Genomic DNA, 12087 nt, shown 5'->3' with positions numbered 1-12087 from the left:
TTTGCACAGAAGAATTTGTACATCAACTACTTAAAAAATGATTCAAGCTTCTTTGTCTTAACCACCCTGCTTCAATTTCATGCAAAAGTGAATACTAAAAAGTGCTCCATCGGCGTTTGCTGATGGAGCACTTTTTATATTATTTATAGAAAGAATTTACGCATATTAAGCGCAGGCATTTTAGCATTATTGGATAAAAATAAAATCACAAAAAACTCACGCTTTTTACGTAAGAGAACGAATATGGGCGAATTAAAAAGCTAATCAAGAGAGATAAATTACTGAAATTAATGCTGCATGAAATTGGACGGTATCAATGGAAATATCAGCATTATAAAGGGTTCTCTGTTGTTGATGAGATAAGAGACCAACGTATTGACGGCGTTAGTGGTGGTGTTAGCGGTATGCTTGATGCTGTTCATAATATGGGACTTCAAAAACCGGCATCATGGAATGATTTGCTGGATCAAGGACTGGAGGATGATGAACATGAAGAACCGCTTAGCGGCATGGAAAGTGTCTGGATTTTCTATAAAGGTAAGTCCATTCATCTATCCTTTCTGTCATTTGGCAGCATCCGTGAACTGAAAAGGGTATGCCAGAATATATACAAATACAATTATCCCGGGCAGTTGTCGGAAGCAAGTGGATACAAGGTGAACGAGATGAAAGACGGCTCCCGTGTCGTTGTTGTTCGTCCTCCTTTTGCAGAATCATGGGCGTTCTTCGTCCGGAAGTTCGATATTCCGAATGCTTCACTTGAACAGTTGATTACGGGTAACAACGCAAATTTGCCAATCACACTGCTTCAATATCTGATGAAAGGAAGCCGGATTACAGCAGTCACCGGGGCGCAAGGTTCTGGTAAAACGACGTTGCTTATGGCTATGGTGAAACACATCTATGCATCCTACACCCTTCGGGTGCAGGAGATGGCGTTTGAGCTTCAATTAAGACGGATCTATAGCCGTCGTAATATCTTGAGTTTCCGAGAGACCGAACACATTTCAGGTCAACAAGGACTTGATTTGCAGAAAAAAACGGATGGTACTGTCAATATTCTTGGTGAGGTTGCGAGTGATGAAGTGGCAGCGTGGATGATTCAAATGTCTCAGGTTGCCAGTCTGTTCACCCTGTTTACCCACCATGCCAAAACGTTCCGTGATCTGGTTTTCTCCCTCCGTAATTCCTTGCTCAAGACAGGTATGTTCCAGCATGAGCATATTGCTGAGGAGCAGGTTGTGAGTGTCATCAATTTCGATGTTCACATGAAAAAAGATGCTGAGGGACGAAGATATATCGAACGTATTACGGAATGTCTTCCTCGTGCGAATCAAGGTGATAGCTTGGAAGAGAGGGCAGGTTTTACATTTCGTAATGTTGTGGAATACAGAGATGGAGTGTATGTTGCAACAGCTCCAATCTCCTCTGGAAGCATGGTGGATATGCGAGACCAGATGACATTACAGGATGCCGAGAAATTTGAACAGTTTATGAAGCAACACTGGGGTGATTCAGCATGACAATTAAATGGATTCTGCTCCTCGTATTAAGTATTTGTGCAGGAGGGCTGCTGATCACACTTCTGGTTCTAAGTATGTTACGTCACAGAGGAGGTGGTTCACCAAGTCAGCCCGGCGTTATTCTTGCTCCTAGCGGGAAGGGACTCAAGGGAGTCGGATCAATCTTGTTTCAATCCTACCGTCTTGGAATGAAGGTCCCACTGTTATCAGCGTATATTTTACAGGTGCAGAAACGTATTTCATTCCGCCATGTTGGGGATGAGCCTTCACTTCGCAGGCTGACGATGACAGTGGTTCTGATTATTCTTGGAGGTTATGGAGGCATAAGTGTCATTCTGTTTCTTCTGCAGCCGGGTATCGCTTTTGTAATACTTTCCGTACTCTGTGCTGTGGTGTTAAACAGCCTGGTATTGGATATGTGCCTCAGTCGTATGGAAAAAAGGTTGCTGGTGCAGATGTTGGATCTCTTCGCAGATGTAAGGCACCGGTATCATCAGCATGGCATGGTTGAGGAAGCGCTATATGAAGCCGCTGAAGCAGGTACAGGAGAAGCAGCAGAACAGGTAAGACTGATCTACGAAGCTCTAACTTCTCCAGATCCGAATGAAGCACTTGAGCGTTATTATGAAGTGGCTCCCAACCGTTTTCTCAAAGGATTTGCCGGCGTTTCCTATATGGTCATGGAGTTCGGGGATAAGGACAGGGCACAAGGTTCTATTTATCTCAAAGGACTTGGTAACCTAACTCAGGAGATTCATTTGGAGATTTTGCGGCGTGATAAATTGGATTACCTGCTCAAAGGGCTTAATATTATCGCTCTTGCTCCGGTATTGTTCACCGCTCCAATCGAACGCTGGGCTAGAGTCAGCTTTCCAACGATGGATGAATTTTACCGCAGCAAAATCGGTTTTGTTACCAAAATATCGATCTATGTCATCATCATCCTTGCTTATTTGCTTCTGCAAAGGCTCCAGCAATACGATGAAACTCGTTACCGGTCAGGACATAAGCATTCATGGTTGGATCAGTTGCTGTACAGGCAGACCTTCATACGGAAATTGGCGATGTTGTTTGCAGCAAAACCTGGCAGTGCACAGTACAGTCAAACGATACGGCTCATGAGGGAGAGCAGTTCAGAGTTGAAATACGAATGGCTCGCCATTCGTCGAGTGATGTTATTCGCAGGTTGTTTAGTTCTTACAATGGGATGCATCTTGTTATTGCATCAGGTTGAACGTAACCACATCATGCATGATCCGATCCGGGATGATCGAATGTTTGGTGCAATGGCTGAAGCGGATCTCAGGAAAGCTGAGGAAAAAACACTGTTGGATCAATCCGTATTGGAAAGTGTAGAAATGAACCGAGGAGCTACATACGAAGAAGTCTCCAAAGCGTTACAGCAGTTATCTCCAGTTCAGTTAGACCATGATACCCAGAATGAGACCATCACGCGCATTATGCAGAAACTTGAGGTGTACAACAAGCAATATGTACGCTGGTGGGAAATGATTATAGCCATTCTTATGGGTGTAGCAGGGTATTACATGCCGGTATGGCTCATGTTATTTCAACGGAAAATGCGAAGATTGGATATGCGACATGAAATCTATCAATTCCAGACAGTGATTTCCATTCTACGTGAGATGGACCGAATGTCAGTCGAAGAGATATTGGAATGGCTTAATCGATTTGCCGTCATTTTCAAGCGTCCGCTACAAAAATGTTTGTTGCATTTTGAACATGGGCCAGAGCTTGCACTTGAACAATTAAAGGAAGAGGCGGGCTTGCCCGAGTTCCAGCGACTGGTTGATAAATTACTGCTTGCCCTTGGCAAAATATCAATACGTGAAGCCTTCGATGATCTTGAGAGCATGATGGCATTCTATTTTGAACAACGTAAGCAAGAGTACAGCAAAATGATAGATGTCAAAGCATCATGGGGGAGAACCATTGGATTTACACCTATGTACGCCCTTATCTTTTTGTATCTGGTTATTCCATTGGTCGGTATGAGTTTCTTGCAGATGAACATTTATTATGAGCAAATTCAGAAACTGTAGCACAATTCATCTGTGTGACAGTCTGAAATAGTTTAATAACTTATAACTTGGGAGGATTTATCATGAACAATGCATCAAGCGCTTTAAAGGTGGCAGCAGGGATTTTCTTAACAATCGCTTTGATCACAATTGTAGTTCTGTTGTTTATTTCGGCTCAGGAGGCAACCAAGACGGCCCAGAATAATTTTGCTGATATCCAAACCGAGTTGTCCCAGGCCGCATTTACGGTATATGACGGAACAACCATCAGTGGATCGCAGGTTACGAATGCGCTGCGTAAATATGCGGACAAGGATCAGTTCGGTATTCAAGTTATTACAGGTAAAAATAAAGCGGGTCAATGGTACGGCAATCAACTAAACATTTCACAGGATCTCAATAATGCGGACTACGGCTCGGTTATTGCACCCGACGATAAAGTGGGGATTATTAACCAGACCATGAGTGAAAAAGACAATCAATATGTCAATCCAAGTGGTAAATTCAAAGCCATTATCGTAAAAGACCGATCCAACGTGGTAAGAGGGCTGATCTTCCAGCAATCCTGACAGGAGTTGGTTTAACATGTCCCGGAATACACAGCATCTTATGTTGTTTTGTACGGCGGTTGTCCTGTTTGTGACAGCCTGCCTGTACGGGCAACAGAATGTTAAGATTTTATCAGCGGCCTTGAACGACAGAGTACAGACAACAGCAGGCATGGAAGGTCGGCTGACAACAACACTGCATACCACCAATCCGTCCCGGTATAGTGGTGCGGAAGTGTTGCATACCGTGAGACAGATGACAGGCACAGGCATTCCTGTAGAGGTAGACGGGACTTCCTATGTGATCGATCCACTTGTCAGCAAAATAGCGACTATTCCTGTCCAGCTCTATGTTACCTACAGACCAGAGTTTATACGAAATGAAACTGGAGAACTGCTCAAGATTGTTTTTTGGAAGGAGACCAGTGTGAATTGATTAATGCCGCATCCAAGCTGCTTGCCGTATTGCTCGCAGTCCTTCTGCTCTATGTGTACCCAACTGCTGAAACAGCTGATCGGCAGGATGATATAACACGTATGACGGCTGTTCAGAATGTAACACGTTTTGTTGATGCTGTCCGAACGAAAGGATATATTTCACCTCGAATGTTGGCTGAGTTTGAGGAGCAACTGGCCCAGACGGGCAATCTGTATGAGGTGTCGATGGAACATTTACATAAGAAATATGTACCTCATTATACAGACCCGATGGACAATAACAGTTTTACCGGGACCTATGAGGTAGTGCAGGATGGATATTATGCAGCTCAGATTCGAGAAAGACTATTCCCATCCTCAGGTGTGATACCGGTTGATGATCCTGGCCGAAGATATACGTTGACGACAGGGGATTTTTTCACCGTGACGCTCCAAAATACAAATCGTACACCTTCCATGCTCATTCGTGAATGGTTGAGTGGCACGGCTCAGGCTTCAGCAGTATTTGTCACATACGGAGGTATGGTCCTCAATGAAGATTACTGAGCTATCCATTGTATTTGTGCTGATCTTCTTCCCGCTCTTCTGGATCATCTCACTCCATACCCAAGATGCCGAAGAGGCTCAATATCTTGGTCAACGATACAGATCTGCACTTCAAACCGCAGTCATGGATGCAGGTGCAGTCATGCATCAGAATGAGAAACAAAATGATGAAGCAGGTTATGATTCAACCAAATTTGTTAAAGCGGATAAAGAGCTTGCCTTGTTAACATTTACTCAGACGATGGCTTTGAATATGGGGATTCAGGATGATCCCGCAGCTATTCAAAACATGTTTAATTACATTCCTGCCGTGGTTATTCTGGATTATGATGGCTATTATATGTTGTCCACAGAAACAGAGATGACGGGTCACCGTGAAGATTCTTTCAGGCAAGTGTGGAGCCCCAAGAAACCTTATACATATTCAGATTCTAATGGTAACAGTATTAACTTTACACTGGACGACTACGTATATGCCTATGACGCAAATGCAGGGAAATGGATTGAAGGATTTCAAAAAGAACTGGCCTCAAGCACACAGATTCCTTTACTTCAGAATACCAGCGTATTTGAACAAGTTAGACTAAGCCGGATTGTGACTACTGTGCAGGATGATCTGGCTGATGTGATTAACCGCCATAATGAGTTTGCCAGAAAGAACGGTATTTCCTATACGTTCACGATGCCCCTGGTTGCACAGGAAGATTGGTACAACTCCATTAACGATACAGGGATTATGGCCTTTATCCAAGGTATAGGTGTGGGTGACCAGAAGATCAACAATTATGCGATCGGTGGAGGCAGACTTGTGAAGAAAACGGCCATCGTAGGTGGGGTAGATCCTTTAACGGGTATCAGGTACTATTACCCCTCCACATGTGGTAATGGTTACCGTGCTGAAGAGGTGTTCACAGACGCAAGACAAGCAGCTGCGCAAGGCTATTTCGAATATAAATGCTCTAATCGTTAGGGTAGCCTGTATGACAAAATCATGTAAGAGGTTCTTGAACTGTTTACATTACTTTCAGAAAAGACGGGACCTGTGCTAGAATAGGGTTTCGGAACAATAACAAAAGTAATGTCTAATAGATAGGAGCAACCTCATCTTATGAGTTTATTGTCAGTAGAGAACGTAAGTCACAATTTTGGAGATCGCACGTTATTTAAAAATGTATCATTTCGTTTACTTGCCGGAGAGCGCGTAGGACTTGTTGGTGCCAATGGTGTGGGTAAATCCACATTAATGAACATCCTTACCGGTAAATTGCTTAAAGATAGTGGAAAAGTGGAATGGACACCTAAGGTCCGTTATGGATATCTGGATCAGCACACGAAGCTTACCCCAGGCAAAACCATTCGTGACGTGCTTAAGGATGCATTCCTTCCGTTGCTTGAATTGGAAAAAGAAATGATGAATATTACGGACCAGATGGCAGATGCAGATCCAGATAAGCTGGAGCAGTTGCTGGAAGAGATGGGCGATATTCAGGAACAACTGGAACAGGGCGACTTTTATCTGATTGACGTAAAAGTGGAAGAGATGGCCAATGGTCTTGGTTTGTCCGCAATTGGTCTTGATCGGGATGTCGCAGCTCTAAGTGGTGGACAACGTACCAAGGTGCTTCTTGCCAAGCTTCTGCTTGAGAAACCTACAGCTCTTTTGCTGGATGAGCCGACCAACTATCTGGATGTAGAGCACATTGAATGGCTGTCACGTTACCTGAAGGACTACCCGCACGCGTTTCTTTTAATCTCCCATGACACGGAATTCATGAATGAAGTCGTAAATGTCATTTATCATTTGGAATTTGCCAAATTAACGAGATATGCAGCGAACTATAACAAGTTCCTCGAGATGGCTGATATGAATAAAGCCCAGCATATTGATGCATACGAGAAACAGCAAGAGTACATCAAGAAGCAGGAAGATTTCATTCAGCGTAACAAGGCACGTGCTTCAACTTCAGGTCGAGCGAAGAGTCGGGAGAAACAGCTGGACAGAATTGAACGTATTGATCGCCCAGATGAAGCGGCCAAACCAACGTTCAAATTCAAGGATGCCCGTGCGAGCAGTAAAACGGTCTTTGAGGGTATTGATTTTGAAATTGGATATACGTATCCTTTGCTGCCTAAGATGACAATGACAATCGAACGTGGTGAGAAAATTGCCATCGTAGGTTGTAATGGTGTGGGTAAATCGACGCTGTTGAAAACCATCCTGGGAAAAATATCTCCACTCAGTGGAAAGACTTTCTTAGGAGATTACCTCGAAACAGCCTATTTTGAGCAGGAGGTTCGTGCTGGGAATATCACGCCGATTGAGGATGTCTGGAATGAATTTTCACATTTGACCCAAAATGAGGTCCGAGGTCATCTCGCTCGCTGCGGGTTGAAAAATGAGCACATTACTCGTCCACTTAATATGCTGAGTGGTGGAGAACAAGCCAAGGTTCGTTTATGCAAACTCTTGATGCGTGAAAGCAATTGGATTCTATTCGATGAGCCGACGAACCATCTGGATGTCACAGCCAAAGCGGAGTTGCAGCGTGCTTTGAAAGAATTCAAGGGAACGGTGTTACTGGTATCTCATGAACCTGATTTCTACGAGGGATGGGTCACCAAAACATGGAATGTCGAAGAATGGTCTGAGAAAAACTAAACGATTCAAGACAATGTTTAACAGAAATGACGGTGACAAAAAAAACCGTCTATGGTAACATAGGCTACAACTTCATATGAACACTAGGGGGGCCGCACGATGCGGCTGAGATGGAAGAATGCGATTCCGGACCCTTTGCACCTGATCTGGATCATACCAGCGTAGGGAAGTGGCGAGCGCGTTTCAGTGAATGACGTGAGCAAACGGCAATTCGAAAGAATTCAACCGTCTTGCTTAGTAAATTGAAACATGCAGTTGCGTGTATAACGTTATGGCTATAAGGTCTATAGCTTTATTGCACGAAATGAACTGTATGTATCAGTCAGTCATCTGGTCCTATAATTAATACGCAGCCACTCCCCTACGGGAGTGGCTTTTTTGTGTTTTCATAGCATTCAAGTCTGGAAGGAGATGAACAGTACGGTAATTTCTCATGAACATGTTCAAGAATCATTTGAATTGCATGTTGTATCTACGGGTGCAGGGGATCAGGCATCTTTTGTAAAAGCTGCAAAGGACGTTTGGCCTTTGGTGGACTATATTCACATACGAGAAAAACAACTCACATGGCAAGACAAGATCGGTTGGGCTCAAAGTCTGCGTAGCGTTGGCATTCCATCTTGCCGCATTGTTATCAATAGTTCAGAACTTCCTCCACAGAATGACATTTATGGCGGTGTACATTGGGGGCAAGATGCGATACGAAATTATAACCCTGCTGTTATAAGCAATGTGCAGCGCCTTCGTCTGGGTGTATCTGTTCATTCAATCGATGAGGCAAAAATCGCTGAAGAACGGGGAGCCGATTATCTTTTCTTCGGGCATGTCTACTCAACCAACAGTAAGCCTGATCTTGACCCCAGAGGATTACATGCTCTTGCTGAAGTGTGCAGGCGTGTCTCCATTCCTGTCATGGCGATTGGGGGCATCGAACCGGGAAACATTCAAGCTATTCGCTCTGCAGGGGCACAGGGAGTCGCCGTGATCTCGAATGTATGGGCGAGCGAGTCACCGGATCGGGCGGCTGCATTATTAAGGCAGGCTATCGTTGCTACAGAAAGTCTGAGTCCCTGAATCAAGGAGATGAGAGGATGAAAGAGATCGTTATTGATAAACCAGATAAGTTTCATGCAGAAACGATTATTGTAGGTGGAGGCGTTGTTGGTTGTGCTATCGCTTATGAGCTTGCTTCCCGTGGACAGGATGTGCTGTTGCTGGAGCGTTCGGCGATTGCAGGAGGCACTTCTTGCGCGGCGGCTGGAATGCTGGCGGCAGACAGTGAGGATTTTGCTCATCCTTTGATGGCTAAGCTTGCCAGACAGAGTAGACAGTTACTTATCGAGCAACAGGTGCTAATGGCTACACTCAGTGAGGTAGAGACTGGCCTGCAACGCCAGGGATTCCTAACTCCTTTTCGTTCATACAGAGAATTAAGTAGTTATAAGGACAATCGGAAGTCTGCGTTGTCTGCTTCTGCTGATGAGGTATGGTGGGATCGTTCCGTTGTGCAACAGGAGGCATCATGGCTTAACAGAGATACGTATGGAGCCTACTACAGACCTTACGAGAGTGAGATTCTTCCAGTCCATCTAACGAAGGCATATGCTGAATCCGCTCAAGCATTGGGAGCACGGGTTATGGAGGACATACAGGATATACGTGTGCAAGCAAACGAACTTGGCGTGCAGGGAATCACCACATCGATCGGTGAGATGAGATGCAAACATGTCATTATAGCGGCTGGATTACAGAGTGAAGAGTTGATGAGACATGTGAATCTGAGCATGCCTGTGTGGTCGGTAAAAGGAGAAATAGCCGCCGTTCAGTTCTCAGATGAACATGCAGGGTACAGACCTGACAGAACGGTGTATGCAGAGGATATCTATATTGTTCCCAAAGCCAATGGCGAAGTTTGGCTCGGGGCAACCAGTCTGCCAGGCAGAACGGATCTTAACGTTTCTGTACAGGGTGTCCAGAAGCTGCTAACAGCGGCTACCCACTGGGTACCTGGGATGAAAGAAGCACAATTTATGCGAGCGTGGGCAGGCGTAAGACCGGCAACTCCAGATGGACTGCCTTATATAGGTGCTTGCAAGAGTATACCAGGGCTGTTCGCCGCCTTTGGGCATTACCGCAACGGTATCTTGCTTAGTGCGATAACAGGCAGGCTTATCGCTGAGTTGCTCGCTGGCAAAAGCTCAGAAGAACTCGGAATTGAGGCGCTGAGTCCGGAGCGATTGAACAGAAAGGGAGTGGTGCAGTGAATATCATCGTTAATGGTCAACGGATGGAGATTGAAGACAGATTGAATCGTGTGGATAAACTGCTTAAATCTTTTGATCTGCAAGTCAAGACTGTAGTTGTAGAGCTGAACAAGCATATTTTAACCCGTGAGTATCATGAGTCAACGGCATTAAGAGAAGGCGATCGAATTGAGATTGTACATTTTGTAGGAGGCGGTTGATGATGTTGAATATTGGTAAATATACGTTTGAGTCCAGATTGTTGCTCGGAACAGGCAAGTTTTCGGATCTGGAAGTGCAAAGTCAGGCTGTGGAAGCATCTGAAACGGAAGTTTTAACCTTTGCTGTTCGTCGTCTGAATCTGGAGGAGCGCAACCAGAAGCATTTCCTGGATACATTGGATCTGGACAAATACACTCTTCTTCCGAATACGGCTGGAGCTTCCAATGCGGAAGAGGCGGTGCGAATTGCCGAGCTTGCGCGGGCTTCAGGACTTTGTGATATGATAAAAGTCGAAGTCATCGGAGATGGAATGACGTTACTCCCAGATCCGATTGAAACGTACAAGGCTTGCGAAATTTTGCTTGAAAAGGGCTTCACGGTATTGCCTTATATTTCGGATGATGTCATTCTGGCCAAAAGGCTACAATTGCTTGGCGTACATGCTGTAATGCCTGGCGCTTCTCCCATCGGAGCTGGCAGAGGCATCATCAATCCCTATAACCTTGAGATCATCATTGAGCAGGCCGTTGTACCTGTAATTGTGGATGCAGGATTGCGCTCCCCAAAAGATGCTGCTTATGCGATGGAACTTGGTGCAGATGGCGTATTGTTAAATACAGCCGTATCCGGATCAGGGGATCCAGTGAGCATGGCTAAAGCGATGCGATTGGGGGTAGAAGCAGGTAGATTGGCATATGAGGCAGGCATGATTCCCGTAAAGCGTTATGCAGCAGCCAGTAGTCCTGTGGAAGGAATGGTTCATACATGACAGATCAATTAACATCCTCAGAACAGGCCGATCGTTATTCCAGACAGGAACGTTACGCGCCACTTGGCAAGGAAGGCCAGGCCAGATTAAAGGGCAGCAGAGTTTTAATTGTAGGCGCTGGCGCACTCGGAACAGGAATTGCAGAAACGTTAGTTCGTTCAGGAGTTGGACACTTAACAATTGTGGATCGTGATTATGTGGAGTGGAGTAACCTGCAGCGACAGCAATTATATGTAGAACAGGACGCGATTGAACGGATGCCGAAGGCGGTGGCAGCGGAAAAACGGTTATCTGCCATTAATTCCACGGTTCATGTGGAAGGGAAAGTGTTGGATGTCAGAGTAGATGAATTGGAAGAACTCGTTCAGCATACCGACTTGATCATGGATGCAACGGATAACTTTGATACACGATTACTCATTAACGATATGGCACAGAAACACCGTATTCCCTGGATTTATGGTGGATGCGTAGGTAGTTACGGCATCACCTATACGTTTATGCCTGGAGATACGCCATGTTTAAATTGTTTGCTGGGTGAAGTCCCTCTGGGTGGAGATACATGTGATACGTCTGGTATCATACCTCAAGCGGTACAGATGGTAACGGCAAATCAGACAGCAGAAGCGATGAAGTTACTTAGTGGCAATGCCAATGCATTGAGACGTAAGTTATTGTCATTTGACGTGTGGAGGAACGAATACATATCCATCAATGTGGATGGTGCGAAAAAGCAAGACTGTCCTTCCTGCGGCACTTCGGCAACATATCCATATCTTTCTGCGTCCAATCTGGAGAAAACCGATGTGTTATGTGGCAGGGACACCGTTCAGATCCGACCTGCACGGCGTATGAATCTGGATCTTCAACATACGGCGGAACGTCTGAACAGGCTTCAAGAAGGAAAAGTGGAATCCAATCCGTTTCTGGTTTCTTTTACAACAGGAGTCCATAGAATGGTTATTTTCCAAGATGGACGTGTCCTCGTACACGGAACAAAAGACACAGCTGAAGCACGTACGCTCGTCCATCGCTACTTTGGTTAAAGCAAGAAAGAAGCAAAGTCTGTTCCCTTGAGGGAATGGACTTTTTCATTT

At 45.0% G+C, this 12087-nt stretch carries 11 protein-coding genes, 1 pseudogene and 1 riboswitch; all 12 genes and pseudogenes read left to right on the top strand.

What is annotated here, in order from left to right; genetic code table 11:
• Nucleotides 1-323 precede the first annotated feature (323 nt).
• A pseudogene (locus NZ043_RS27140) lies at nt 324-1523 on the top strand (ATPase, T2SS/T4P/T4SS family); the annotation flags it as partial.
• A complete protein-coding gene (locus NZ043_RS27135) occupies nt 1520-3586 on the top strand; it encodes a hypothetical protein (protein ID WP_339309708.1) in 2067 nt (688 codons plus the stop codon). The pseudogene NZ043_RS27140 and the gene NZ043_RS27135, both read left to right, overlap by 4 nt.
• A gap of 62 nt (nt 3587-3648) precedes the next feature.
• Entirely contained in the window at nt 3649-4134 is a 486-nt protein-coding gene (locus NZ043_RS27130) for a hypothetical protein (protein ID WP_062834890.1), read from the top strand.
• A gap of 16 nt (nt 4135-4150) precedes the next feature.
• A complete protein-coding gene (locus NZ043_RS27125) occupies nt 4151-4549 on the top strand; it encodes a hypothetical protein (RefSeq protein ID WP_091029347.1) in 399 nt (132 codons plus the stop codon).
• Entirely contained in the window at nt 4546-5097 is a 552-nt protein-coding gene (locus NZ043_RS27120) for a hypothetical protein (RefSeq protein WP_091029349.1), read from the top strand. The genes NZ043_RS27125 and NZ043_RS27120 overlap by 4 nt, the downstream gene beginning before the upstream one ends.
• Nucleotides 5084-6067, top strand: coding sequence for a hypothetical protein (locus NZ043_RS27115; RefSeq protein WP_133385195.1), 984 nt, complete (start codon nt 5084-5086; stop codon nt 6065-6067). Before NZ043_RS27120 ends, NZ043_RS27115 begins: the two co-directional genes overlap by 14 nt.
• 138 nt (nt 6068-6205) lie before the next feature.
• The gene (locus tag NZ043_RS27110; protein ID WP_133385194.1) at nt 6206-7756 is read left to right on the top strand and encodes an ABC-F family ATP-binding cassette domain-containing protein; all 1551 of its coding nucleotides are present in this window, start codon (nt 6206-6208) and stop codon (nt 7754-7756) included.
• A gap of 75 nt (nt 7757-7831) precedes the next feature.
• A riboswitch (TPP riboswitch) is annotated at nt 7832-7941 on the top strand.
• A 193-nt stretch (nt 7942-8134) separates the two neighbouring features.
• Nucleotides 8135-8830 carry a thiamine phosphate synthase gene (locus NZ043_RS27105; RefSeq protein ID WP_133385193.1) on the top strand — a complete coding sequence of 232 codons (696 nt, stop codon included), beginning with the start codon at nt 8135-8137 and terminating at the stop codon, nt 8828-8830.
• 17 nt (nt 8831-8847) lie between these two features.
• Nucleotides 8848-10020, top strand: coding sequence for a glycine oxidase ThiO (gene thiO, locus NZ043_RS27100; RefSeq protein WP_165980203.1), 1173 nt, complete (start codon nt 8848-8850; stop codon nt 10018-10020).
• A complete protein-coding gene (gene thiS, locus NZ043_RS27095) occupies nt 10017-10220 on the top strand; it encodes a sulfur carrier protein ThiS (protein ID WP_133385191.1) in 204 nt (67 codons plus the stop codon). The genes thiO and thiS overlap by 4 nt, the downstream gene beginning before the upstream one ends.
• A gap of 2 nt (nt 10221-10222) precedes the next feature.
• Nucleotides 10223-10990 (top strand): thiazole synthase, encoded by a 768-nt coding sequence (locus NZ043_RS27090; protein ID WP_289392812.1) that lies wholly within the window; start codon nt 10223-10225, stop codon nt 10988-10990.
• Entirely contained in the window at nt 10987-12036 is a 1050-nt protein-coding gene (locus tag NZ043_RS27085; RefSeq protein ID WP_133385190.1) for a ThiF family adenylyltransferase, read from the top strand. The genes NZ043_RS27090 and NZ043_RS27085 overlap by 4 nt, the downstream gene beginning before the upstream one ends.
• Nucleotides 12037-12087 lie beyond the last annotated feature (51 nt).

The organism is Paenibacillus sp. FSL k6-2145, from assembly GCF_037976585.1.
Classification (GTDB): Bacteria; Bacillota; Bacilli; order Paenibacillales; family Paenibacillaceae; genus Paenibacillus.
Note: the sequence above shows the minus strand (reverse complement) of the source record. Positions and strands in the feature narration are given on the sequence as shown.